Annotated in this window: 17 protein-coding genes and 1 pseudogene; 12 read left to right on the forward strand and 6 right to left on the reverse strand. The window is 44.1% G+C overall.

What is annotated here, in order from left to right; translation table 11 throughout:
• Nucleotides 1-142: 142 nt before the first annotated feature.
• Entirely contained in the window at nucleotides 143-586 is a 444-nt protein-coding gene (locus Xsze_RS21865; RefSeq protein ID WP_141557196.1) for a carboxypeptidase-like regulatory domain-containing protein, read from the forward strand.
• A gap of 313 nt (nucleotides 587-899) precedes the next feature.
• Entirely contained in the window at nucleotides 900-1,436 is a 537-nt protein-coding gene (locus tag Xsze_RS17035; protein ID WP_038234929.1) for a hypothetical protein, read from the forward strand.
• A gap of 126 nt (nucleotides 1,437-1,562) precedes the next feature.
• On the opposite strand, the gene Xsze_RS22855 is transcribed toward Xsze_RS17035, so the two are convergent.
• The 3 genes from Xsze_RS22855 to Xsze_RS17050 all read right to left on the reverse strand — a co-directional run bounded on the left by Xsze_RS22855 (nucleotide 1,563) and on the right by Xsze_RS17050 (nucleotide 3,693).
• Nucleotides 1,563-2,372, reverse strand: coding sequence for a VOC family protein (locus Xsze_RS22855; RefSeq protein WP_244431746.1), 810 nt, complete (start codon nucleotides 2,370-2,372; stop codon nucleotides 1,563-1,565).
• 248 nt (nucleotides 2,373-2,620) lie between these two features.
• Nucleotides 2,621-2,836: a DUF7823 domain-containing protein gene (locus Xsze_RS17045; protein ID WP_038234888.1), complete on the reverse strand. Its 216-nt coding sequence runs from the start codon at nucleotides 2,834-2,836 to the stop codon at nucleotides 2,621-2,623.
• 170 nt (nucleotides 2,837-3,006) lie between these two features.
• Nucleotides 3,007-3,693: a helix-turn-helix transcriptional regulator gene (locus Xsze_RS17050; RefSeq protein ID WP_038234886.1), complete on the reverse strand. Its 687-nt coding sequence runs from the start codon at nucleotides 3,691-3,693 to the stop codon at nucleotides 3,007-3,009.
• Nucleotides 3,694-3,908: 215 nt separating this feature from the next.
• Between Xsze_RS17050 and Xsze_RS17055 the strand changes: the two genes are divergently transcribed.
• From Xsze_RS17055 to dauA, 7 genes and pseudogenes are all read left to right on the forward strand, one after another.
• A complete protein-coding gene (locus tag Xsze_RS17055) occupies nucleotides 3,909-4,262 on the forward strand; it encodes a hypothetical protein (RefSeq protein ID WP_244431745.1) in 354 nt (117 codons plus the stop codon).
• 653 nt (nucleotides 4,263-4,915) lie between these two features.
• Nucleotides 4,916-5,548 (forward strand): CDP-alcohol phosphatidyltransferase family protein, encoded by a 633-nt coding sequence (locus tag Xsze_RS17060; RefSeq protein ID WP_038234882.1) that lies wholly within the window; start codon nucleotides 4,916-4,918, stop codon nucleotides 5,546-5,548.
• 1 nt (nucleotide 5,549) lies between these two features.
• On the forward strand, nucleotides 5,550-7,328 hold the full coding sequence (locus Xsze_RS17065) for a bifunctional alpha/beta hydrolase/class I SAM-dependent methyltransferase (RefSeq protein ID WP_038234880.1): 1,779 nt from the start codon (nucleotides 5,550-5,552) through the stop codon (nucleotides 7,326-7,328).
• Between the two features lie 5 nt (nucleotides 7,329-7,333).
• A complete protein-coding gene (locus tag Xsze_RS17070; RefSeq protein ID WP_038234877.1) occupies nucleotides 7,334-8,677 on the forward strand; it encodes a phosphatase PAP2/dual specificity phosphatase family protein in 1,344 nt (447 codons plus the stop codon).
• A complete protein-coding gene (locus Xsze_RS17075; RefSeq protein WP_038234874.1) occupies nucleotides 8,677-9,078 on the forward strand; it encodes a hypothetical protein in 402 nt (133 codons plus the stop codon). Before Xsze_RS17070 ends, Xsze_RS17075 begins: the two co-directional genes overlap by 1 nt.
• Nucleotides 9,079-9,164: 86 nt before the next feature.
• Nucleotides 9,165-9,353 (forward strand): annotated as a pseudogene (locus tag Xsze_RS23375) (transposase); the annotation flags it as partial.
• Nucleotides 9,354-9,585: 232 nt separating this feature from the next.
• Entirely contained in the window at nucleotides 9,586-11,292 is a 1,707-nt protein-coding gene (dauA, locus tag Xsze_RS17085) for a C4-dicarboxylic acid transporter DauA (protein ID WP_038234923.1), read from the forward strand.
• A 79-nt stretch (nucleotides 11,293-11,371) separates the two neighbouring features.
• On the opposite strand, the gene Xsze_RS17090 is transcribed toward dauA, so the two are convergent.
• The gene (locus tag Xsze_RS17090; protein WP_038234872.1) at nucleotides 11,372-14,374 is read right to left on the reverse strand and encodes a non-ribosomal peptide synthetase; all 3,003 of its coding nucleotides are present in this window, start codon (nucleotides 14,372-14,374) and stop codon (nucleotides 11,372-11,374) included.
• A 1,146-nt stretch (nucleotides 14,375-15,520) separates the two neighbouring features.
• On the opposite strand from Xsze_RS17090, the gene Xsze_RS17095 reads away from it, so the two are divergent.
• From Xsze_RS17095 to Xsze_RS17105, 3 genes are read left to right on the forward strand one after another with little or no spacing between them, the layout of a single operon-like run.
• Nucleotides 15,521-16,087 carry an alkaline phosphatase family protein gene (locus tag Xsze_RS17095; protein ID WP_071991741.1) on the forward strand — a complete coding sequence of 189 codons (567 nt, stop codon included), beginning with the start codon at nucleotides 15,521-15,523 and terminating at the stop codon, nucleotides 16,085-16,087.
• Nucleotides 16,084-16,647, forward strand: a complete 564-nt coding sequence (locus tag Xsze_RS17100) for an alkaline phosphatase family protein (RefSeq protein ID WP_051462299.1) — start codon at nucleotides 16,084-16,086, stop codon at nucleotides 16,645-16,647. Before Xsze_RS17095 ends, Xsze_RS17100 begins: the two co-directional genes overlap by 4 nt.
• Entirely contained in the window at nucleotides 16,644-16,847 is a 204-nt protein-coding gene (locus Xsze_RS17105; RefSeq protein ID WP_099138069.1) for a hypothetical protein, read from the forward strand. Before Xsze_RS17100 ends, Xsze_RS17105 begins: the two co-directional genes overlap by 4 nt.
• A gap of 200 nt (nucleotides 16,848-17,047) precedes the next feature.
• On the opposite strand, the gene Xsze_RS17110 is transcribed toward Xsze_RS17105, so the two are convergent.
• Both Xsze_RS17110 and Xsze_RS17115 read right to left on the reverse strand, forming a co-directional pair.
• Nucleotides 17,048-18,226, reverse strand: coding sequence for an FAD-dependent monooxygenase (locus tag Xsze_RS17110; RefSeq protein ID WP_038234862.1), 1,179 nt, complete (start codon nucleotides 18,224-18,226; stop codon nucleotides 17,048-17,050).
• Nucleotides 18,211-25,653 (reverse strand): amino acid adenylation domain-containing protein, encoded by a 7,443-nt coding sequence (locus tag Xsze_RS17115; protein ID WP_051462298.1) that lies wholly within the window; start codon nucleotides 25,651-25,653, stop codon nucleotides 18,211-18,213. The genes Xsze_RS17110 and Xsze_RS17115 overlap by 16 nt, the downstream gene beginning before the upstream one ends.
• Nucleotides 25,654-25,895: the final 242 nt, after the last annotated feature.

The raw sequence follows: 25,895 nt of genomic DNA on the forward strand, positions 1-25,895 counted from the left end.
ACGCGCATAGGTCAAAAAATTAAAGTCAAAGTCACCGTCTAAAGACGGTGGTTTTTACCAATGATATTGAAATAAATTTCAAGATGCAAAGTTGTTGGCAAATACTTGAAAGACAGCAGGGACAGAGGATTCTGAATAAGCCATGAAAAAATCGATATATCGTTTAACTATAGCTGCATTGTGTTTTGCTCTTTCTGGGTGCATTGTCACAACCAGAACCATTACCTCACCATTCAGTGGGCAAATTATAGATAGAGAGACGAATAAACCGATAGCGAATGTGACTATTCATTCAACAGGTTTCGATCCTTCCAGTGACAAAACGAAAATAGAAACACAACAGTCTGACGACAACGGGAAATTTCACTTTAAGGGAATAAACAAATTAGTTGTTTACCCATTATTTTGCTGTGCATACCGGGCACCAGATATTCACATTCACATAAATGATCCTAAATATGGGGAATACAGTGATTCAATTGACTATTCATACTCATATTTAAAGAAAAATGTGATTATTTACTTACCACAAATAATCGACTCTACTCCAATGGATTTTCATTCAACAACACCATTATCTTATTAATAATAACGGCATATATTTTTCTTTTAATCGTCCGAAGAAGAAGATAACAAAACTTTATCATGCTTCAAAGGACGATTATTGTTCAAACATAACCCCTTTATTTTGCGAGGAAGAGTCACCTCCCTTTTCCAATCAAATCTTAGCCAGAAAATGATTAAACCATGTCATTGATTCAATGAATTTCAGAAAGGAATAGAGTGATATATTGCCATAGCATGATGATATTGTTTATCTAATCCAACAATGATAGAGTCGATGATAATGTCGTTTTTCCTTTAACAACTCATGTTTAAGTCCCAAGGAGAAACATATTGTGGCATTTTGTGGATTCGTCAGCAGGCAGGAGTATCAGGAATGGAAAAACCCTACATCCCTTTTACCCTGTTTTCATTTTTATGAACGTCATGAATCAAAAAAAATCAATGCACCCGCTAAAAAAATCATTCAAGAAGTAAAAAATTTCGATTTCTCAGACGATATATTCATTAATATTTTATCCGGCCTTCGAAATATCCCTTCTTACTTTTTTAAAAAAACACCCAACAATCATATTCAAGATGAGCCATTTGGTTTAAACACTTTTACGCTATTGAGTGAAAGTGATAATGAGATATCCATGGGATCAACAGGTCGATTCTGGCGAGCCGATTTAGGGATTATCCCCCAACCTGACCTTGAGTCATTTATGAATTTCAATGATGATTCAGCGGCTAAATTAGTTTTGCATTTTTTTGTTAAACCACATCCTGACGGGTATCACTCATTAGTCACCGAAACATTTATTTTCTGCCCGAATAAGAAAGTTAAAACGCGGTTTACGCCTTACTGGCTTACAATCGGGCCTGCCTGAGAGATTATCAACATTATTATTGGCAATTTTTCAGGCAATATCATTTGGAAAAAGAATGGTTTTAGATAAGGGGTAAACAGCCATGCATACCTTGATATTCAGAACCTGATCCCCTTCTCATGTGTTTTAATCCAAAGGACACACCCGGATAATGTGACCATCAGGATCTTTCACCAAAAAAGTACGGCCGAAAACATCAGTATATGGCTCTTGCTCAATTTTAATATTCGGATATTTCTTCCACTCTTCAAACTGTTGGTCAACATCTTTTCCGGATGGCAACATAATGCCGATTTCTGAAAACCGCTGAGTCACACTGTCCGGTTTTACCCCGCCACTCCAAATAGCGAAAAGTGCTTCGTTACCCGCAGAAAACGCCACGTATCTCGGGCTGGAAAAAACAGGTTCAGCATTAAAAATAGTTTTATAAAAATGAGTGGAATGTTCTATATCGGAAACATACACTAATTGAAGATTAGGTTTCGCAACAGCGGGCGCAATTACTTCGGCTTTTTCCACCACCGCCTTTAACCTTGATATGGTATCAACCAAATCTTGCGTAACCTGTTTAAAAAAACGCTCTGCCTGAATATCAGGAATGTCAGCATTAGGCTCAAAAGAGACGGTCACCTGCACACGATTTGCCATATTGTTTTCATCAGTCAAAATCTGGTGGCAAAAAGTTAATATGCCCATATGGGGAAAATTAACCTGATCCGTAAACTCTTTATTCACTTCGATTTTCACAAGATAAAAGCGGATCTCAGGCATACCATTCAATATCATTCTGCCATATTGCCCTGTCTTAATTTCTCCTTCGAATTGAAAGGACACTAAGTCAATTTCCCATTTTTTTCTCAATTCAAAATCAACATAGTGGGCCCAAATTCGGGATGGCTTTGCATGCAGCGATGTAGAAAAAGTAAGGGTTAGCATAAAAAACTCCAATGACCAGATAGATACTGAAACACAATATTAAGAGCCAGAAGAATAACAATAGGATGTGACAGTTTCTGTCAGCAGTGTTTTCATCACTTAGCCTTCAAATAAAATGAGTAAAAGTCCGCCTTCATAAAAAGCGGACACAATGTGGAAATAATGGAAATATGGAAGTGATTAAAGTGGCTGTGATGGCAAAAGCAAAAAAGCCATGTCAGAGCGTAGTCTTGGATTCAAGATTTAAGTTATTTCCAGTTGGAACAAAAATGCAACGTTTTGTCTACGTTTTGCTTCAATAAATCAACTAATTTTTTTGCATCGGCAGAATTATAGCGGAAAATTTTTCCATTATTAGAATATGAAGCGAAATCAAGATGATAAATTGAACCATCAACCATGACATCAAGGCTTTTATTCGGTAAATCTGGCTGGTTTTGAGTGTTAACGGTCAATTCTATCAAGTGAAAACTACCAACTGCATACGTATCCCTAATACACTGTAAGACCCCGTCCAGTGGGCTGTCTCCTGAGTGCGACCGGAAATCAAGAGACAAATGGATATTGATGACTGCCAATGATTATTAACAAATACAAATAACTAAATAAATGCATTTTGAATGAAGAATAAACGTTAATTGGGTATTTTTTCCTTTTCTCTCCATTCCTTAAGCAGAGATTGTCTTGACCGGGGATAACACCCCTTTTCTACGGTTAGATGGGCAATTCTATCCGACCTGAAGTGCCGGAATTCTGCCCGCAATTCACACCAACCGATGACAATAGTGATATTTTCAAAGTATCCCAATGCAAATGGCCATATTGTTCTTTCTGATTGATGGCCTTTCAAATCTAAATAAATGACTGTGATTTTATGCCTGTGGCGAATTGCCTGTCTTATTTGTTGAATATCAACAGTTGGCTGCGGGTTCTCAGAAGCAGGGCCAACCAATAACGCGCTGTTTTCCAAAAATTGTTTTAACTCTGCCGGGATCACTGCTGCGATTTTGTTTATTGCATTATTTGCAGCTGTTTTTAACTGTAAGTCTGTACGTTTGGCGACCCAGCTAATACCCAATGCCAACGCTTCTATTTCATTCTGTGTCAACATCAGCGGAGGTAAAACAAACCCCGGCCGCAGAACATAGCCTATACCGGCCTCCCCTTCAATGATGACCCCCTGAGCCTGTAAGGTTGCAATATCTCGATAAAGTGTCCTCAAACTGATGTTTAATTTCTGAGCGAGAACTTTACCTTGTACAGGAAAGTGGTAACCACGTAAAATTTCCATCAGAGATAACAAACGCTGCGCTCTGGACAATTCAACATTCCTTTAAACTGATTAGCCTATTTTTGTCATATCATGATACATCAATATCAGGCCCAATGGATTTCAGGATGCAGCACAGTATCAGAAGAGTTAACCCAGACACATGACAAACCGTGTATCGATAGAAAGAAGTATGAATTCAGGTAGTTTAGTGTTAAAAATTGGAAAGATTCATTATAACGCTTTAATTTAATATGGAACCGGTTATGCGGAACAAAGACTTAAATACCATCAATAAAATAGCCATATATAGCGATATGCTCGACAGAACCTTATCTCATATAAGAAGCATACAAACAAGTTCAATCTATAAAAAAGCATTTGATAAAACATGTTATCAAGAAGCAGAAATGTTGCATGATATTGTAAGATCATTATATCGACCAGAAGTGACCAAACATGATGTGTTTTTCTTAAACAGTCATGCCAGATACTATCTGGAACATGCTAATGAGAAGAAATATGCAAACTATAATGCCCATAAAAAATCTATAAAAGCTTTATTCAGTCTCGTTCCTGAACATTTGAGAGATAAACTTGAATGGAGTGGCCCACAATAATCTCTGTCAGAATATAATTATGATAGCGCTGGCTTATATTTATCATAAGAAATGGCTAATGAGGTCGCTCATTACATAAAACTAAGTTTATTTCTATATGAAGATGCTTGTTTATCCACCAAATAAGATATTTGGGAAATAATTTTTTTGATTGATGGAACGCTGATTGAACACCTCTGAAACCCATTTCAAACAGCGATTTTCATTTGGTTCATTATAGAAACTGACAATTCAATTCCCGCTAATTTAACAAAAAGAACAGAATGCCTTAATCAAAATAAAATATTTATTTTTACCGATATTGCGATATAAAATATCAAAAAATAGCAATGTAACAAGTAACAAGTAACAAGTAACAAAATCAATTATTTCAGTTATTGATTTAACAAGGTTTTTCAAATTCCTTGAAAAAACAATGAAGTTTACTAAGAAATGAAAATAATTGAATAATATGTCACACAAAACAACAACTCATTGTTTAATTAAAAAACTTTCTTTTTATTTAATTACCATTTACCATTTTTCATTGCATTAGAAACGATGCTAATGACTTCCATATTCAATCTGTACCCATTGGATTTCAAGATGTAACTTGAAAGACAACGGAGTATTTCAGTTCGAAAGTAAGAAGTATATAAAGGACTAAGGGCAATATGACCATATATAATCTTAAACCTCGTTTCCAAGAGCTATTACGCCCCACCGTAGCAATTCTGTATAAATACGGAGTTACAGCCAACCAAGTCACATTGGGTGCACTGTTCTTATCTGTCGCTGCGGGCTTTTTGTTAAGTTTGTATCCCTCTCCCGCCGTTTATGGGTTATTGCCCATTTTTCTGTTCATCCGCATGGCTCTCAATGCAATTGACGGTATGCTGGCGCGGGAGCACCACCAAAAATCTCATTTGGGTACCATTTATAATGAACTGGGAGATGTTATTTCTGATGTCGCACTCTATCTCCCTTTCTGTTTTCTGCCCGGTGTCAGCAGCGTTAATTTGTTCGTGGTTCTATTCCTGACCATTTTGACGGAATTCATTGGCATTTTGACCCAGGCTATTGGTGCATCACGGCGTTATGACGGCCCGATGGGAAAAAGTGATCGTGCCTTTGTATTCGGTTGCTATGGATTAATTATCGCTATTTCTCCTGCCGCATTGAGCTGGAGCCACTATTTGTTTCCTTTCATGATCATTTTACTTCTGGTGACTTGCTATCAGCGTGTTGTCAAAGCTTTGCGCGAAGTCCGGCTGGCTGAACAGTCACAATCCAAACAAAGGCACTAACATGATACAAAACACGAACCAACGCATTGCTGAAGAACATTATTTCACCACATCCGATCATGCTTCTCTGTTTTATCGTTATTGGCCACAACAACAGGATAAAACAGAGAAAGCCATTATCATTTTTCACCGTGGTCATGAACACTCAGGCAGAGTTCAACATGTGGTTGACGAACTTAATATGCCTGATGTGCCCATGTTTGCATGGGATTCCCGTGGACACGGGAAAACAGAAGGAATGCGTGGTCATAGCCCATCATTGGGAACCTCTGTTCGTGATGTCGATGAATTCGTCAGATTTATTTCCGCCGAATATGATATTGCAATGGGAAATATTGTCGTGATCGGTCAGAGTGTCGGGGCTGTTTTGGTGTCGGCTTGGGTACATGATTATGCCCCCAAAATCAGGGCGATGATCCTTGCCGCCCCGGCATTTGACATCAAATTGTACATCCCCTTTGCGGTTCAAGGGTTGCAATTGATGCAAAAAATGCGGGGGTTGTTTTTCGTCAACTCTTACGTCAAAGCAAAATTCCTGACTCATGATGAAACCCGCATCGCCTCTTATAACAATGACCCGCTGATCACCCGTGAGATCGCCGTTAATATACTGCTGGAGCTTTATCAAACTGCACAGCGTGTCGTAAAAAATGCAAACGCCATTACCTTACCTACCCAGCTGTTTATTTCTGGCAGCGATTATGTCGTCAATCATAAGCCGCAGCATCAGTTCTACCAGCGGCTGAATACGCCAATCAAAGAAAAGCACGTGATGGAAGGGTTCTATCACGATACGTTGGGTGAGAAAAATCGTCATCTTGTTTTCGAGAAAATACGCGCTTTTGTCGACCGTGTTTTCGCTATTCCACGTTATCAACATGATTACAGCCATGAAGATATCTGGGGCTATACCGCCGATGAATTTAGGTCACTGCTTCTTCCCCTGCCTCGCCTGTGTCCGAAAAACCTCAGCTATAAACTCATGCGAAAAGCCATGAACACATGTTGGGGACGGGCTTCTGAAGGTATTCGCATCGGTCTGGAAACCGGGTTTGATTCCGGCTCTACTCTGGATTATGTCTACCGCAATCAACCACAGGGCCTGGGTATTTGGGGGAGGATTGTGGATCAACAGTACCTCCGGGGGAATGTTGGGTGGCAGGGAATACGGCAGCGTAAACTCAATATGGAGACATTAATTCGTCAGGTTATCCACCAATTGCAACAACAAAACCAACCTGTTCATATCGTTGATATCGCTGCGGGACACGGCCGCTATGTACTTGATGCCATCAATGATTTCAGAAAAATTGATTCTGTTCTCTTGAGAGATTACAGCGAACTCAATGTCAGCCAAGGGCAAGCCTATATTGAAGAACGCAACCTGACTGACAAAATGCGCTTTGTCATTGGAGATGCCTTTGATGCAGCCAGTCTTGCGTCCATTACACCGGCAGCCACATTGGGTATTGTCTCCGGCCTTTATGAGCTGTTTCCCGACAATGCACTGATTAAAAATTCCCTGAGGGGTTTCGCTGAGGCTATCGTTGAAGAAGGTTATCTGATTTATACCGGCCAGCCCTGGCATCCACAACTTGAAATGATCGGCCGCGTTCTTTCCAGCCACCGTGAAAATCAGCCCTGGATTATGCGCAGGCGCACCCAGGGGGAGTTGGATGCATTAGTTGAGGCCGCCGGTTTTGAAAAGCAATATCAATTGACGGATGACTGGGGCATTTTCACTGTATCCATTGCCAAACGCGTCCATCGCCGAGAATAAAACAGATGAAAAACCCACCACGACTTCCCTTTGACAGCCTTCGGCCCTTGTGGATGAGTGCCTTTATATGGCTGTTGTTTCTGGCCCCATTCTTTTTTTTAACTTATGGTCAAGTTAATCAATTTACCGCGCAAAGAAACGATGTGGAAGTTGTTGTGTTCAGCTGGGAACAGGGCATTCCTTTCTGGTCATGGACGATCATTCCTTATTGGAGCATCGACCTCTTTTATGGCATATCCCTGTTCATCTGTGCCTGTCGCCGTGAACAATGGTTTCACGGCTGGCGATTGGTTACGGCATCAGGCATTGCCTGCCTCGGTTTTTTACTCTTCCCGCTGAAATTTTCGTTTTCCCGCCCGACAAACGAAGGAGTATTCGGCTGGTTATTCGATCAACTGGAGCTGTTTGATTTACCCTATAATCAGGCCCCTTCCCTGCATATTATTTTGCTGTGGTTACTCTGGCTGCGTTATTCGGCCCATCTGCATGGCTACTGGCGCTTTCTTCTGCATTTTTGGGCAGCTTTGATTGCATTATCCGTTCTCACAACCTGGCAGCATCATGTTATTGATGTGCTGACTGGCTTTGCCGTGGGTGTAATAATTAGTTACCTGTTACCCATCTCACACCGCTGGCATTGGCAACCAAATACAGATCGCCATGCACGAAAACTGTTTGTTTATTACCTGACAGGCAGCCTGTTATTTGCGATACCGGCATGGGAAATGGGAAATGCTTTTTGGCTTCTGCTGTGGCCCGCCCTTTCATTATTGATGGTTGCTCTTGGCTATGCAGGATTAGGCAGCTCGGTATTCCAAAAACAACCCGATGGCCGGATGTCATTGTCCGCTCGCTGGATACTGGCTCCCTATCAATTCGGAGCCTGGCTCTCTTATCTTTATTTCCGACGCAAAAGTGAGCCTTATAACGAAATTGTGAAAGGGCTTGTTCTCGGTAGTTTACCTTCTCAATCTGTCATCATATCCGCCAATGCAGATTGTGTATTGGATATGACGGCAGAATGGCACAGAAAACCCGCCTTCCCTCCAAAAGAGTATATTTGCCAACCGCAAATCGATTTACTGCCGCTGACGCCTGAAGCACTGCAATCCGCAGTATGTGAATTAAATAATTTGTATCATAAAGGCAGCGTTTTTATTCATTGCACATTAGGGTTATCCCGCAGTGCAATGGTGGTGGCGGCATGGTTACTGAAAAAGCACCCTGAATATAACCTTTCCACAGCCATGAGCATTTTGCGCCAAGCAAGGCCTCAGGTTGCTTTTAGGCAGACACATATGGATGCGCTGACTGATTGGGAAAAGATTTACCGGGATCAGGAAAATTAATGATGCAATCAGAAAATTTCACCCAAAAAGTCGTAATTGTCACATTGAAAAGCTGGCGCTTTGTTTCTGGTTTATCTCTGTTTATGGCGATTATGACAACCGTGCTATTTATCACTACCCAAAATGGTTTGGTAATTTATATTATATCGCTAGTCTTCGCTTTGTTCAGTCAATACTATTGCTGGCGCGTATGGCTTGATTGCCATTATTTTCAGCTCCTTGATTTGTATCCAGAGAAAGAGACAGAGTTCGATCAGGCGTTATTTTTGATATTCAATAAAAAACCCCGCATACGAACACCAAATGACCGCTTTCAAGGAGCAATAAAACTATTAAAACGCGCGGTTATCTGTTTTCTTCTGCAATTATTGTCTGTTTTTCTGTCTATCCAAATGAGGTAGTTACGACGCGCTAGTTAAAATAGCAAGAAATCCAAAATCTGTTCAAACTCAAGGATTATATCCCGATATTTTCCCACGATAATTACTTGGTCAGCGACAATCGAATGATAACCTTGAAGAAAAGCGCCCTGATCCCTTTGTGCGCTTTTCTTTCTTCACGTAAAGAAAAATCACAATGTATTGCCTTTATCGATCCCACCAAAATTGCGGTTTGTCATAACCTTCGCATTCCCCGTCATCGGGTATTTGAGGGAATAGCACAACGAGGAAAAACAAGATCACAAATTGAAATGAGTTAATATCCTGCGCTTCTAAGCTCCAGCTTCGTTTGCTTTATTATTTCACCGCATTGGCAAAACATGCTCACGCATTTGATTTTTGTTTTATGAGCGTTAATCTATTAGTTAACTTTTTGACATATAACACCTTTCTGGTCTGATAAAAGCGATATGCTGGCAACTCTTTTTTCAAACCGTCATGCGACGTTTTACTTTGGCTTTTATTTCAATGAATACTCGTAAAATTAAGGGCATACGCCCATTTAGTGCGTTTATTGACTCATGTTGGAAGGAATCTTACTCTTTTCCCCGTTTTATCAAGGATATGATTGCCGGGATAACCGTGGGAATTATTGCCATTCCATTGGCGATGGCATTGGCAATCGGCAGTGGTGTGGCGCCACAATATGGATTGTATACTGCGGCGATTGCCGGCATTGTCATCGCCATCACAGGCGGTTCTCGTTACAGTGTTTCCGGCCCCACCGCAGCTTTTGTTGTGATCCTTTATCCGGTTTCACAACAGTTTGGCCTGAGCGGCTTGCTCATCGCCACACTCATGTCAGGCATCATACTTGTTGTCATGGGGCTGGCACGATTGGGGCGACTCATTGAGTATATTCCGCTCTCCGTCACGCTGGGGTTTACATCCGGTATTGCCATCACTATTGCCACGATGCAGGTGCAAAATTTCTTTGGCCTGACGTTGGAACATGTGCCAGAGAATTATATCAATAAGGTCATCGCTCTTTTTCACACCCTGCCCTCGCTGCAAGTCAGCGATACACTCATTGGCTTAACGACTTTGCTGGTGTTGATCTTCTGGCCGAAACTGAGATTAAAGTTACCGGGTCACTTACCCGCGTTGATTGCCGGCACCGGCGTGATGGGCATCATGCATCTTCTGGGCCATGATGTGGCAACTATCGGTTCATCGTTCAGTTATACCCTGCCTGATGGGACGCAAGGCCAGGGCATTCCTCCCATTCTTCCTCAATTCATTTTGCCCTGGAATTTATCCGATACCCATGCTTTCGACGTCAGCTGGAATACGGTGTCAGCACTACTGCCTGCCGCGTTTTCAATGGCCATGTTGGGTGCAATTGAATCACTGTTATGTGCCGTTATTCTGGATGGCATGACCGGCAAAAAGCATCATTCCAACAGTGAGCTGCTGGGTCAGGGAATGGGAAATATCGTCGCGCCTTTCTTTGGCGGGATCACTGCCACTGCGGCAATCGCCCGTTCAGCCGCCAATGTCCGTGCCGGTGCAACATCCCCCATTGCGGCGGTCATTCATTCTCTGCTGGTATTACTGACATTGCTGGTTCTCGCCCCCATGCTCTCTTATCTGCCACTGGCTGCAATGTCAGCCATTTTGCTGATCGTGGCGTGGAATATGAGTGAAGCCCATAAAGTTATCGACCTCATTCGTCGTGCTCCCAAAGATGACATCGTCGTCATGCTGCTGTGCCTGTCTCTGACTGTTTTGTTTGATATGGTCATTGCGATCACAATCGGTATTGTTCTGGCTTCACTTCTGTTTATGCGCAAGATTGCCAATATGACCCGCATCAGTACATCACCTTTCACGAACTGCGACAAAGGGGTGCTGATTGTAAGAATCAATGGCCCTTTGTTCTTTGCTGCCGCAGAACGTATTTTTGCTGAACTCAAAGAAAAAAGTGCTGATTACAACACCATTATTATGCAATGGGATGCGGTTCCCGTGCTGGATGCCGGAGGCCTGCATGCCTTTCAGGGATTTATTCGGGACACAGGGAAGGAAAAGCATGTGGTTGTGTGCGATATCCTCTTCCAGCCCCTGAAAACATTGGCAAGAGCCAAAATCTCTCCCGTTGAAGGGAAATTGAGTTTTTACGCAACATTACCCAAGGCACTGGATGAACTTGGGGTTGATTGTCATTCAGACTGAATACCAAAGAAAACGGCACCATATACCGTTATTTTTGCGTGGGTGCTACCCGACAATCGTCGGGTAGCTGAGCGTTATGTCAGATTCCGTTAGGAAGATAATAGTTGAGGTATTTCGAGAGCAGTTCTTTTCCCATCGGCGTGAAATGCACCGGATACGTTGCATTGGACAATGCTGAAACGGTATTAGTGGTATCAAAAATTGGCATGTTTTCATTCACTTCCCAGCGTGTTAACTGTTTGTAAACACGTTCAGAAAGCATGGGGAGCAAGGACAATAAGGCATTGTTGTCCAAATGAGGGTCGGCGAGGAGTCTGGAAAGCCATTCGCTGTAAGGAAGTGACTGCAATGGATGTCCACAGCATTCTTCCAGAAGGCGGAAAAATTCATTAACGTCCGGGGACTGTGTTTCTCTGTCCGGCGGAACAAGGTGATAAGATTGCCCCAGATTTTTAATGTCACTTGCGATAGCCAAAAGCGCAGAACTGACATAATCAACGGAGACAAACTCCTTCCACTGACAGGGCAATTCCGGGCAAGCCCCGATGGCAATACACCCCACTATCAAGCGGGCAACGAAATCATTCTGATTACCAATACCAGTGACACTGTCACCCATAATGAAACCCGGCCGGTAAACAGACAACGGAATACCAAGTTCCCGGGCCTGCCAGACGAGCCGTTCTACAACCCATTTGCTTTGCGCATAACCGACATCATATTTCAGGCCTTCCATATAAGGAATGAGGCAATCATTTTCGTAAATATGGGTCGTCGAGTGCAGTAATCCCACGGGGCCAAATGCCGCAATCGTTGAGATATGATGCATGGATTTGGCTTTACCCTGCGTGGCGAAACGAAGAACGTTCAGTGTGCTATCGATATTGGAGGCACGTTGTGTTCTGTAAGGATGAATGTAATTAACATCTGCTGCTGAGTGAAAGACGACGTCGCTTGCGTTGGTCAATTCGTCATAGAGTTCATCGCTCAACCCCAATTTCGGGAGAGATAAGTCACCCGCAACAGCCCTGATGCGCTCAGCAAATATAGGGCTCCACAACCCGTATTTTGTCAGCGCACTTTTAATGCGTTTAAGTCCGGCGCCATCGTCTTTCGCTCGAACGAGGCAAATAACCTGTTTTATATTTTTTTGTATGTTTTCAATGGAGAGGAGATCCCGTAATAAGAATGACCCCAGAAATCCGGTCGCTCCCGTCAGAAAAATGGAGGCATCAGTAAGACTCGCCCAATCTTGCGGTGCTTCCGGCAATGGCCTGATGTCATCCGGCAGTTGCCCGTCGCACAACCATTCTTCTGTTTCATCATCCTGTGAATGCAGGAAGTTGCCTTGTGAAACAATTTTCGCCAGTTGGCGGAGAGTCGGTACTTCATAAATGGTCTGTGCCAAGAAATGTTGGTTAAACTCGCGGGCAAGTTCAATCACAAGGCGGGATGCTTGCAGGGAACTGCCTCCCAGTTGAAAAAAGTTATCATCAAGCGAGATATCACAGTTGTGCAGGATCTTGCCCCAGATGCGATATATCGCATATTCGGTATCAGTGAAACCAGCAGGCCGTTCATCACATGATTCCCGCGTTGTTAGCAACTCCATGAGCTTACGTTGATCTGCCTTTCCGTGTGGTGTCATTGGAATGTCTTCAACGACAAAAATACGGGGCAGCATGTACGCAGGCAGGTATCCGCTCAATTGCTGTATCAGTTGCTCCCGGTCGAAAGTATCCGGTGACTGCGGAACCACAAATGCAGCAAGGAAATCATCTTCCCCTTCATTTTTCACTGCGCAGACTTTGGTCAGGCGAACCTGCTTGTTTTCTAAAATATGAATTTCAATTTCTTCCAGCTCGATACGGTGACCACGGATTTTCACCTGGCTGTCAATGCGTCCTGAAAACATGAAGACACCGTCGTCACGTTGCCAACTGAGATCGCCGGTTTTATAAAGCCGCATTGGTTCAGAATGTCCGGGAATGGCCACATTGACGAAACGATCTGCGTTAAGTTCATCGCGATTCCAATATCCGCGCGATAGCCCTTCTCCACCAAGATAGAGCTGGCCCATGTTTCCCGGTTCCAGTGGCTCCAGGTTATCATTCAAAACAAATGCACTGGTGTAGTTGATGGGTACTCCGATGGGAACACTGCCATCAGCCAGATCATCCAGCGTGATATCGTGTGAAAGTGCAAATATCGTGCTTTCCGTTGGTCCATACGCATTAAGAAGGTGTTTGGGAGGCATGTCCGTTTCCAGAACCTGCTTCACCATGTGAGCATTGGGCGCTTCACCCACCAGCAAAAGATAGCGAATATTACGGAATGCCTGGGGGTATGTTTTTGCAATCAAATTAAACAGTGTTGCCGTAATGGAGATAATAGAAATTTCTTTCCTTTCTAGTTCAGCCTGAAAATACTCTATGTCCAGCACATCACTTTTAGAGGGCACGAAAACCATCGCGCCATTGAGAAGGGCTCCCCAGATTTCGAACAATGAAATATCAAATGTCGGGTTGCAAGTACAGGCAATGCGATCTTCAGGTGTAAAACGAACATACTCCGTATCAATAATCGTACGCATGATGCTTTTTAGCTCAATCTGCACGCCTTTCGGCTTGCCGGTTGTGCCGGAAGTAAAGAGAACATGGCTTCGGTGATTTGGCGACAAAGCGGTCATTTCACTATCATCTAAGCGCTTCCCTTTACACAGTTCAGAAAATGCAACACATGTGGTGTGTAATTGAAGAGAGTTGTCAGGTGAATCGGTGATGGTCCATTTCACATCCAAGTCCCCCAACATGTCATTCAAACGTGCAGGAGGTACATTAGGATCAAGGGGGACACAACTTCCACCCGCCATAAGAATGGCAAGTTGACTCGTGATTTGTTCAATACCCGGTGATAACAGGATCGCAACAGGCTCTTCATGTGTTACGCCAAGTTGCCGCAGTGACCCCGCAACGGAGGCTGCTTGCTGTTTCAGCGTTTGATAATCAAGTGAGTTTTCAGGTGTGGAAATGGCTATCTTGTCCGGATAACGACTAACCTGTTCCAGGAAATTAGGCAACATTCAAACCTCCAATAAGGCGATGGGATAATAATAATGTTTGTTTTGCAATTATTAGCTTTGTTATATTAACTAATGAAAATAGTAACGGTTATTTATTGTCCCGATAATGAATGAAGCCAATTTCGAATACAAGCCCCCTTATCCGACTTTTTAGCCTGTTTTTTGAGATCTATTTCAAAGATTTTTCTTTTTTTCTGACCAAAGCCTTCATCGGCTACCGAATGAACCGCTTTTTATTGAGATGGAATGGTGTAATTGAAACAGCCAAAATATCCGTGTTCTGATGAATTTAAGCTGGAAGGAATTCATGAGGTCGCTTGTCGTTATTCCTTTAACAATGAAGGGGGTCGATGGATCTGGATCCTATTCTTTCCCATTTAATCCGAAAAAATAAGTTAATTACATCTTTAATATCAGTTAATTAATGACTTAACAAATAATGGGCCGTTAAACCAAATCATGGATTATCAGTGATTGAGTGCTTTTTTCATCAAGTGGCGTTCGTTTTACGATTACGATATCGAAGCTATAATTAACATAACTCAGCTCACTTCGATGGGTGATTTTTTGGGTTTGTTGATTCATCAGATCGCTCAATTCGGATTGAGTCCTCTACCTGTGATTTATTACTTGGAATAGCCATTGACTCTGGCAGCAATGCCCCGTTCTTCAGTGCAAAATAAAAATAAGCTATTTGCTCACTGTTAAATCCGAAGCACAGGCCGATTTCCTGCCTTCCTTGGTCACAGAAAGCGATCTGAGCACGGAATTGGACCCGACGACCGAAATCATACCATTAGGTAATTATCTGCTGCTGTATTGGCCAAACACAGGTGCTTACCAGTGCCGCCGTTTTGATCCCTTCAGTAGTACCTTGATGCTTGCTGCTGAGAGTCCACAAAATCTCACCGGAAAATGGCGAACGATTAAAAACGCCGAGTTAATTCCGGTCGCAGGCTATGTTGTTAGTCGATACCGACATAACGGTGAATGTCATACGTGGATGTTCGATGGCGGAAATGCATCGAATATCTTACCGGGCAACAAAGTAACCAATATGCAGTGGACTATCGAGCCAAGTAAGAAACTCTGTACACTAGGCGACCGAATAGTGGCCTGGAGTCCCTCTTCCCGTGATATCACTCTTTGGCCTGTCGATCCCACCCAAGCTTTAATAGGGATGAATCCGGGGAAAAATTCTATCAAACCCAATACCCAGGGCAGAACGTTAACTATCCAACCGCAGATCCAGATCATTCATATACCGGAGTCAGCCAGCAGCTATTTGATGATTTCAGCGATCAATGGGAGCATGTTCAGCCGATCATGCCTCCCTTTGGCTTCTCAGCGAAGGAGGGGCAAGCAACGCCTCAGGCTCCTGATATGAAAGGCTTCATTAAAAGTTACAGTTCTCGAGGAAAAGAGCCATACGAAATGATGGGTTACTATGGCACGAGCTTAATGGAACCCCTCTCCTCGTTAGCAAAACAATTTGCGGTTTACGATGCTTGGTTCTGTTCTATGCCAGTCCCTACCGATCCGAACCGGGCTTTCTCATTGACAGGCTCATCTTTTAGCCAAGTGAGTAATTTCGAGACCGGAGAACTCTATACCAATTGGCCTGATGCACCACGCGGCCCTTCTGTCTGGATTGGAAACTCTACTACCACGCTACATGGGGAGATCTCTTCTATACCCATCAGTTGTTCTTGAAGGGACACATCCAGGAAGTAGACCAGAATCCCGATACCTATCTGGGAAAGATGGGCGATTTCTGGTCCGACGCAAAAGCCGGGACGTTGCCCGCCTTCAGTTTCATCGAGCCGGCATGGGTAGGAAATTCATCTGATATAGTACCAAACTCTTGCCATCCGCCGTCAGATATGGAATCTGGGTTAAAGTTGGTGTCAGACATATACAACGCCTTGCGACAGGGGCCAGACTTCGATCACACGCTACTGGTCATCACTTTCGATGAACATGGAGGCATTTACGATCACGTTCCGCCTCCCCTTGCAAACAACGCCTACCGCAATGATACTGACTGCGGGTTTGCTTTCGATCTACTGGGTGTACGTGTTCCGACAGTGCTCATCTCACCGTGGATAGATAATGCAACCGTATTCCGATCAACACAGGACGGGCGTGAATACGATTCCACTTCGTTTATTGCAACTTTATTGCGGTGGCAGGGAATTCCTGCATCGAATTGGTGGTTGGGTGATCGCATACGCGCAGCGATACACCATCCAGCGTGTTGGCTCCTGCTTTGAATCCCGAACAACGTGATATGCCGATGCATGATCTGCATCTACTCTTTATCACCCGCATTGTGCATAACTTGTGTAAAGGAATTTTATCCCCTGAAGAAGCAGAACGGGAGGCGAAAGGCATTTGTGCCCTGGGCAGCATCAGGCTCGCAGCAAAAGCGTTGGATAATCTGGAGACTCGCCTGCGGCGATTATGTGAGTGACTTACAGATTAAGGACAAGGATGAAGGATGAAAGAACAGGAAAGCCATCAGTCTTGTAAATTTGCGACACATTGTCAGGTAATGATGGAATTGTGAGTATGAGTCATAAGAGTTACCGGTTTTGTATAAGGATTACCTATCCCCATCAAAACCGGTAACTCTCAATCTTTCAAGACGCAATGTCAGATCAAGTGCCAGGACTATGCTGAAACCACATCAAGCTCATTCACAGGAAACTTCAATAAATTTTCAAAACTTTCCCGCAGTTTTTCCGTTGGTTCAAACCGCAAGGCGTCTTCCCTTTCCTGACAGGAAGTAGGCGTAGACAGCTGTTCAAGTTCACTTTGTGTATATGAAATATCCACAAACATTTCCGCCCTTGGAATGCGAATTTCTTCGTACTGACGCAGTGCCGCAACCGGATCTGTCTGCTGCTTCAGCATATGCCCCAAAACTGCCGCGTCTTCAATGGCCATACCGGCTCCCTGACCAAGGGTAGTTAACATGGGGTGTGCGGCATCGCCTAGCAATGTGACCCGGCCTTTCCCCCAAAGAGACGAAAAAGGCCTGTCTTGTGCGGCTACAGAGATGATATTTTCTGACGGCGTTTGTGAAATAATGTCGGAAACAATATCCGGCCATCCTTCATAATATGACAAAATATCACGGTTACTTCCTTGCCAGTGGTTGGCCTGTTCGGTCAGCATATTTGCCGTTCCCCACCAATAAATTTCACCGCCACCGATATCAATTATACCAACCCGTTTTCCCTCTCCCCAATAATGGGCAACGTAACCCGGTGTGATTTGCGGGTGCTGATAGCGAATAATCGCCAGCCAGCAAATATAATCGGCCTCACGGATTGGCTGATTTCCGCGGACATAGTCACGGACAAAAGAGTAGAACCCATCCGCACCAATAAGCAAATCACCCTGAGTTTCTCTGCCATCCGCAAAATGGACAGAAACCCCCTCGCCACTTTCAGTAATTTGAGTTACTTTCGTTCCGACATGAATGATATTCTTATCCAGCTGCTCCAACAGTGCTTCCTGAAGTGCCTTGCGTGAGATACAAACACTGTCAAATCCGTTGGAGGATGAAACCTCTGGGATAGGTAGTTCACGGATCAGCTGATCTTCGATGTTCCTGATTTCAACACATTTAACCGGAGCACCAAAATGCTCCAGATTCAGGTCAACACCAATAGAAGATAAGGCAGCAACCGCATTGGACATCACAGATAAACCTGAACCGGCTGTGCGCAACGTTGGCGCTTGTTCATAAACTTCAACCTGGCAACCAATATGACGTAAAACAACAGCCGCTGTTAATCCGCCAATACCGGCTCCAGCTATGATAACTTTCAATGGATGGGACATTCTTCCTCCGGGTACGCTAGTACTTGTTTTTTAGAGGACTTGTTCATTTCTTGCAAAATGACTTTTGCAACTTCCTCTATATAGGGTTCTTCCATAACTTCCAAATGATCACCGGGTACATCGATGACATTGATATGACCTGTTGTCTTGCTCCCCCAGCCATTTTTAGGGTCACGGTATTCACTTCCGACGGCATCATGCATGGAACGCAGAACCTCAGGTAACGGCCGTGTCGCATGTAATAAAGTCATGCTGACATCAGCCTTGCAAGCCGCGTAATCTGACGCCGCTTTCCAATTGGTTCTGTACACATCAAACAGCCTTTGTATTACCGCCCGGGAACTGCCTTGCGGAATTGCGCCGGTGGCAATCGCCTGTTCGGTGATGTATTCGAATTGTTCCTGCAAAGAAATCGTGTGCTCCGGTAAGCGTTGCGCAGGGAGCGTCGCCCCTTCATTCAGCCACAATAATTCCCAGAAAAACCAACGCAGCAACGCTTCTTCATTCACTTCCCGCTTCATTTCATTGCTGACAGCAACCGTATCCAGAACAAAAAGATCAGCAACCTCTTCTCCCTGCTCTTTCAACTGGCGAGCCATCTCAAATGCGACAAAACCGCCATAAGACCAGCCTCCGATTGAATACGGGCCATCAGGCTGAATTTGACGCATGGCTTGCAGATAATTTGCTGCCTGCTCCTGCACACTGGCCAGAGGTACAGATCCGGCATCAACGCCATGGGATTGCAACGCATAGAAGGGTTGATCCTCCGGGAAATATTTCACTAACCGCAAATAAGACAACACATTTCCCCCCATAGGATGGACAAAAAACAAAGGGGATTTATGGCCTGTTGTATTCCTGCCGTTTGTCCCTGTGAAGATTGGGCGCATGGGGACAAGCGGGCTGAAGGTGGGCAATCCTCCCTTTTCTCTGATATGTTCCGCTAACTGTGCAACTGTCGGATAACTGATAAAAAGGGATAAAGGGATCGTGGCGCCGAAATGTTTTTCGACCAGAACCACCATTCTCATCACTGTCAGTGAGGTGGCTCCGATATCAAACAAATTCTGATGAACCGATACTTCGGGTATTTTTAACAAATCCGCAGCCAAATCACACAGTACCTGCTCATATTGGTCCCGCGGAGCAATGCCCTCTGCCTGAGCATGTCTGTGAGTGATCCGCATTTGCCGTAATGCGGCATCGTCACGCTTGCCACTCGGTGTTTTGGGCAGTGGATCCAGCCACTCCATTTGAGATGGGAGCATGTGCTTGGGAAGCGTTTCAGACAAATGTCGCTGTACTTGCGCAACAAATGCGTCATCCTTTTCACCAATCAGGAAAGCCACCAGATAACCATCGTTTTCACCGTGTTGTTGAACAACAACGGCAACATCTTTCAATATGGTGTCAGCACCGGGCGCATTCGATATCGCCAACTCTACTTCTCCCAGCTCAATACGGTAACCCCTTACTTTAACCTGAGTATCTTTGCGGCCTAAACAGAGCATATTGCCATCCCTGAGTTTCACGCCCAAATCACCGGTGCGATACAGTGGGTTATTATCACCCTTGAGCATGATAAAGCGCTCTGCGGTCAATGCTGGCTGGCAATAGTAGCCCTGTGCGACAGGTAAACCACGGGCATAAATTTCCCCTTGCTCACCAAATGCAACTTCTTCTAACTGATCGTTAAGCAGCACAACCTCTGCATTGCTGATACTTTTACCAATAGGAGGAAGTGCAGGGAAAGAAGCCGGATTGCCCTGCATGGTAAATGCGGTGATGACATGTGTTTCCGTAGGGCCATACTGATTCTCAAGGATACCATTATTGATTTGACCAATAAGCAAGCGAATATCGTCAGTCACCCGGAGTTGTTCACCGGATGAAATAACCACTTTCAGGTTTTTCGGGTAAGTTTCCAGTGCGACGGCCGTTTCAGCCAATTGCTGAAGTGCCACATAAGGCAGATAAATTCTTTCTGTCTGGTAAGTATCGATAGTACGCAGTAACTGTAAAGGATCGCGCCGTTCATCTTCACTGATGAGGTGTAATTCTCCCCCAGCAGCGAGCGTAGAGAAAATTTCCTGGAAGGAAACATCAAAACTGAGCGGTGCATACTGCAAAGTCGAGCGAATGTTTTTACCTGTAACTGTCTCATTCTGCCAAACCACCATATTTGACAGGCTACGATGCGGCATTGCCACACCTTTCGGTTTACCTGTTGAACCTGATGTAAACAGCAAATAAGCCAGTTGTTCAGGATCTATTTCTCTCTCAGCCCCGTTTTCCAGCTCTCCACAGGATACGTGAGTATCGAGGTTTATCAGCGTGTCGGACCTCATTGTCGGAACAGCGACAACATCGAGTAACGGCTCTGATTTTTCATCGACAAGGGTCAGTATCGGTTGCGCCTGTTCCATCATGGCTTCAATACGCTGAATCGGATAACTCAGATCCAGAGGCAGGCAGATCCCCCCTGCTCTCATCACGCCAATTAATGATGCCACAAGTATTGGAGAACGTTCGAGCGCGATAGCCACAGGGGTATTTTGCACTGAACCTTGATAAACAGTTCCCCTATAAACCACACCTTCAGAAATCAGTGCAGAAGCAATTTTGCCTGATTCTGACCAGAGTTTTTTATAACTCCATTGCAGATCATGATAACGAATTGCGATGGCATCGGGTTGTTCCCGTACATTTTTCCCAATCATATTCAGCACTGACATAAAATCCTGACATGGAATTTCGTTGCTGCCTGGGATCTTATGTGTCATTTGTGCAAATGGCTGACTCAGCGTTGCCGGTTGATCACCATGACTGACCATCTTGTTCAGGACGGCCATATAGGTATCCATATAAGTGTCAGCCTGCACTTGTGAGAAAACACTGCCATCAAAATCACACCGCAGGTAATGCTGCCCTGTGTTGAAATCAGTCATGACATTAAACAAGACTTCGAAGTTAGTCTCTTCCCACGGATCAAATGCAATGAGGGATAAATCCGAGCCACCGAAAACGTCAGTCAGTATATGGAAATGAATATAATTAAATGCAGAGCTGATTTTGGCACCTTCACCCGCCACTTGCTGGATAGCGTTAAGCGGGTACTTACGGTATGGCGCATGACGCTGTTCAGCACTGAATACCGAATGGATACATTCTTTCCACGTCTTATTTTCGACAGAAAAACGAACGGGCAAAGTATTCAGGAATAAACCCAACGTTTGTTCTGAATGCTGTACATCCGGCCTGCCGTGAGTCACAAGCCCGGTCGCAATCTGATCTTGGCTCGTCACACCGGCCACTGTTAAACAATGCGCAGCAAAGAATACCGATTTAATTGAAACCTGTTCATGCTGTACCAAAATGCCCAGTTTTTCTTCAATCTCTTTGGGAATGATCGCTTTCTTTGCAAAAACCCGCTTCTTGGGCTGATTTTCATGCGTTCGGTTTTCATATAAGCGATAGGCAGGGAATTGGGTTCTGGCAAGCCCTTCGAACATTTCTTTCCAGAACAGGAGATGTTTTTGATCCTGTAAGACGTGAAGCTCAGCCTGTACATATAAAGCCGGTGACGGCAGGACATTTGCCTCAGATTCATTTTCCTCATTCTCATTCAGGTAACGGGAAAAAAGTTCATACAGCAAGTTTGCCACACTGCCACCATCCAGCAAGGCGTGATGGAAACTGAATACGACTTCTATAATGTCAGTCGCTGCGGTCTTGAATACACAGATGCGATATAGCGGTGCGTGATCAAACAGGTAATCCTGCCGACTGCTTTTTTCCATGTGCTCTTTGATGATGGATTCAGACTCATCCCATGTCAGCGAACTCAGATCTTCAATTTTCACTGCCTCATCAAGATCAATATTGTGATTGATGATTTGCAGGGGTTCACTGAAATCAGCCAGATTAAAGTGAGAACGAAGCACAGGATGCCGCTGAATAGTTGCTGCTGCACTTTGACGGAAGAGTTCCGGCTCCCATTCTCCTTTCCGCATATTTAATTTCAGTGTATAACGGAAAACATCTTTATAAGTGGCTGCATTTTTGCTCTGCTGACTATGGTAGATAAGGCCAAGCTGGAGCTGCGTCGCGGGGAATGCATCCGCATATTGCGCAAGCGACGCCCGCTCTTTTTCTTTGATCAGTGCAAAAGGCAGCAGTGCATTCTGGCGATTATTTTTTTGCGTTTCACGGTGATTATCAATGTGTTGGCTAAGTTCAGCTATTGTCAGGTACTGTGCCAGATCAGAGAGTGTGGCCGTGATCCCCGCCTTTTCTGCTTCGGAACGCACTTTTAACATCAAGATTGAATCACCGCCCAATGTGTAAAAATTCTCCTGCACACTGAGTTTTTCAATTTTTAATATTCGTTTCCAGATTTCAGCGAATTGATATTCAGTTTCAGTTTGGGCATCATCACGACTCCCTGAATCCTCTGTTTTCACCAATGACACGAGAGCATGGCGATCCACTTTGCCGTTTGGCGTAAGGGGAATAAAAGGAACGCGGAAGAATTTCTGTGGCACCATGAAATCAGGTAAAAACTCCAGCAACACGTTGCGCAGTTTTTCAGAAGTAAAATGCGCGTGATCTGCGGCACTTAATTCATTGGCCACATTTTGGGCATTCGCCATGTTTGGGGTATTCAGCGTGGTATTCAACGTATAGTATGCACAAAGGTAATCATCGCCCTGACTGTTCTTTTGAGGTAAAACCTCTGCCCGGTTGATTCCCTGAATACGCTCAAGGGTATTTTGGATCTCCCCTAATTCAATGCGATTGCCTCTGATTTTTACCTGATTATCAATTCGGCCCAAGTATTCAATGCTGCCATCAGGTAACCATCTGGCTAAATCCCCTGTGCGATACCAACGCTCACTTCCGGACAAAATGAATTTTTCGTCAGTTAATTCAGGCTTGTCATGATAACCACGGGCTAATCCAACACCGCCGATTTGTAACTCTCCGGCAATGCCGATTGCCTGCCGGGTGCCGTGCTGAGACATAATTCTCAGCGAAGTATTGTTGATCGGGTACCCAATAGGTACTCGACTGATAACATCATCATTTTCAGGGAAAAACTCGAAATATGAGACATCTACGGTTGCCTCTGTCGGGCCATAAAGGTTAATCAAAGCAGGCGCGTTTAAGCCAAGGACGGAGAAAATTTTACGGAACTGATTCACCCGTGTCGGAGGAAGGGCTTCACCGCTGGTAAATACCCGGCGCAGGCTGTTGAGTTCCTTCACTAACTCTGGTTGAGCTTCCAGAATATCCAGAAAAGGCTGGAGCATTGAGGGAACAAAGTGCAATGTTGTCACTCGGTGTGTACTGATCGCTTTTATTATCTCTAATGGATCTTTATGCGCTCCCGGTGGCAATAAATGGACAGAGGCCCCGGTAATCGACCACCAGAAAAGCTCCCAAACGGATACATCAAATGAAATCGGCGTTTTTTGCAATATGACATCGGTATTATCCAGCGGATACCGTTCTTGCATCCACTCAATCCGGTTCACCACGGAATAATGATTGATCATTACACCTTTTGGTTGCCCGGTAGAGCCGGAGGTATAAATCATATAAGCCAGAGAATCTGCTGTCGATAAATTGGCCTGCTCCGCACGGCTCTGAGTGCCCTGAGCGACAACCTTATTGCCATCAATCATGGTATAGGATCGGGCGCTCAAGGACTGATTCAGTTTGTCAGCGATGATGACCGTAACACCACTGTCCTCCAACATATAATCAATCCGCTCCTGCGGATAGTTAGGATCTACGGGTAAATAGGCAGCCCCTGCCTTTAATGCAGCAAAGATAGCCGTTAGCATTGCCGGGCTGCGGTCCATCAGAATCGCAACAATATCCCCTTTCCTGACCCCTGCTTTCAGTAAAACAGTGACCATATTGTCAATACGGGCCTGAAATTGAGTATAAGTCAGCGCAGATTGCCCGCCAGCATTGGCAATCGCGACAGCGTCTCCGTGTAATGAAACCTGAGCATCAAATAATGTTGATAACGTTTCCTGTTCTGAAAAACCAGTGACTGGCCCCTGTTCAAACAGCGCCAATTGGGCCATTTCTTCTGCGGAAGAGAGCGTTACCTGAGAAACTGTTTTTTCAGGTGAAGCAATAACTTGATCAATGACATGCCCCAGAGATGCAGTAAAGGTTTCAAATGAATAGTCTTCATCGAAAATATCCTCCGCGCCTGTGATATCAATGGCAACGTCACTATTGCCACCGTAGGTGTGCACATGAATCGCAATCGCATCATTTTCATGGGCAGTAGCGGCTGCATAAACACCTTCGTTTTGATAGGTGTCCCTGGAGGCGCCGGTCATCGGTGAATAGTTATGAGATACCGTCACATCAAACCCTTGGCGCACTACTGTTCCCATGAACTTCAGCAAACGCCCCAGAGGAATATGCTCAAACGTTTTTAGTTCTTTAGTTCCTGTTCTGATACGGCTTGCCAGTTCTGCCAGAGTATCTTCTGCGTTGACCGTCACAGCCAATGGCAATGTATTGGCCCATTGACCGGCAATATCAAGTTGGCTCATGCGCCGGTTAAGCAAAGGCACGCCCATTGTTAACCGGGTATTATTATGTATCCGTGACAACAAAACGGCGACCGCAGACATAACCGCCAGATACGGGTTAATTCCCTGAGAAAGGGTTTTCTCCATTTCTGCCTGAGTTAATATATGCCGGTGTTGCACAAAACGGGATAAATGCGTTTTCTTTTTCCGATTAAAAAAAGCAGGGTCATGATGCTGTGCAAGCGCAGCCAATGCTGTTATTTGTTGTTCTGTTTCCGGCTGTGACAGAATTTCTTCTTGCTCAAGGATAGCTGAGGTATATTTCTCAACATTTTTTTCAAAATGGCAAGGATCAGACAATACCTCTTCAGTAACTACATTATCCTGAATCAGGAGACTATCGTGATAACATTTAGCAATTTTTTTTGCTAGTTGGTTTATCCCCCAACCGTCACAAACAATATGGTGGGCACGAATAAAAATAGCCGTATCGTTATTTTTCAGGTTTTGTAACAGGGCAATTTCAAGCAGTGATTTTTCATCCAGATTAAAAACCCGCTTTGACCATTTTTTGAAGAGTTCATTCACTTCTTCCCCTTCAGCATTAATGATCTTGGCTTGATTGGTGACCGTATTCTGTATTTCCTGCTCCAACATCCCTTCATGTTCAATAATACGCAATCGGCATGTTATATCATTCTCAAGAACGGTATTAACAGAATGAAAAAGTTTTTCAAAGTTAATATTATTTTTTAATACGCGTGCAATGCTTATTGTAAATTGATTACTCTCCGGATTACGTTGAGTTTCGTAGTAAATTTCTTTTTGGTACTGAGTAAGAGGTAATGCCTGTAATGTGTACATAGCAACTCACATTATAATTAGGAAGGTTGATGCCTTTGGATTTCAAGATGCAACACGACGGCAAGGGAGCAATCCCCAGGAGCATAGATAAGTTTATGACTGAAGTGAGCGAAGCCAACAAAGCTGAAACTTGAAAAATGACAGGAGTATTCTATTAATTACTTGCTCGTCTATACAAGTGACATTGTTTTATATTTCATGACATTTTTTCTTCGTGGTATAACAAAAAACAAAATAGAAAA

The organism is Xenorhabdus szentirmaii DSM 16338, from assembly GCF_002632585.1.
In the GTDB taxonomy this organism is placed as follows: domain Bacteria; phylum Pseudomonadota; class Gammaproteobacteria; order Enterobacterales; family Enterobacteriaceae; genus Xenorhabdus; species Xenorhabdus szentirmaii.

Bases quoted from the DNA above. Each gene is read 5' to 3' on its own strand.
- Xsze_RS17065 (WP_038234880.1), top strand. From the start codon at position 5,550: ATGATACAAAACACGAACCAACGCATTGCTGAAGAACATTATTTCACC.
- Xsze_RS17055 (WP_244431745.1), top strand. From the start codon at position 3,909: ATGCGGAACAAAGACTTAAATACCATCAATAAAATAGCCATATATAGC.
- dauA (WP_038234923.1), top strand. From the start codon at position 9,586: ATGAATACTCGTAAAATTAAGGGCATACGCCCATTTAGTGCGTTTATT.
- Xsze_RS17115 (WP_051462298.1), bottom strand. From the start codon at position 25,653: ATGTACACATTACAGGCATTACCTCTTACTCAGTACCAAAAAGAAATT.
- Xsze_RS17075 (WP_038234874.1), top strand. From the start codon at position 8,677: ATGATGCAATCAGAAAATTTCACCCAAAAAGTCGTAATTGTCACATTG.
- Xsze_RS17090 (WP_038234872.1), bottom strand. From the start codon at position 14,374: ATGTTGCCTAATTTCCTGGAACAGGTTAGTCGTTATCCGGACAAGATA.
- Xsze_RS17110 (WP_038234862.1), bottom strand. From the start codon at position 18,226: ATGTCCCATCCATTGAAAGTTATCATAGCTGGAGCCGGTATTGGCGGA.
- Xsze_RS17060 (WP_038234882.1), top strand. From the start codon at position 4,916: ATGACCATATATAATCTTAAACCTCGTTTCCAAGAGCTATTACGCCCC.
- Xsze_RS22855 (WP_244431746.1), bottom strand. From the start codon at position 2,372: ATGCTAACCCTTACTTTTTCTACATCGCTGCATGCAAAGCCATCCCGA.
- Xsze_RS17070 (WP_038234877.1), top strand. From the start codon at position 7,334: ATGAAAAACCCACCACGACTTCCCTTTGACAGCCTTCGGCCCTTGTGG.
- Xsze_RS21865 (WP_141557196.1), top strand. From the start codon at position 143: ATGAAAAAATCGATATATCGTTTAACTATAGCTGCATTGTGTTTTGCT.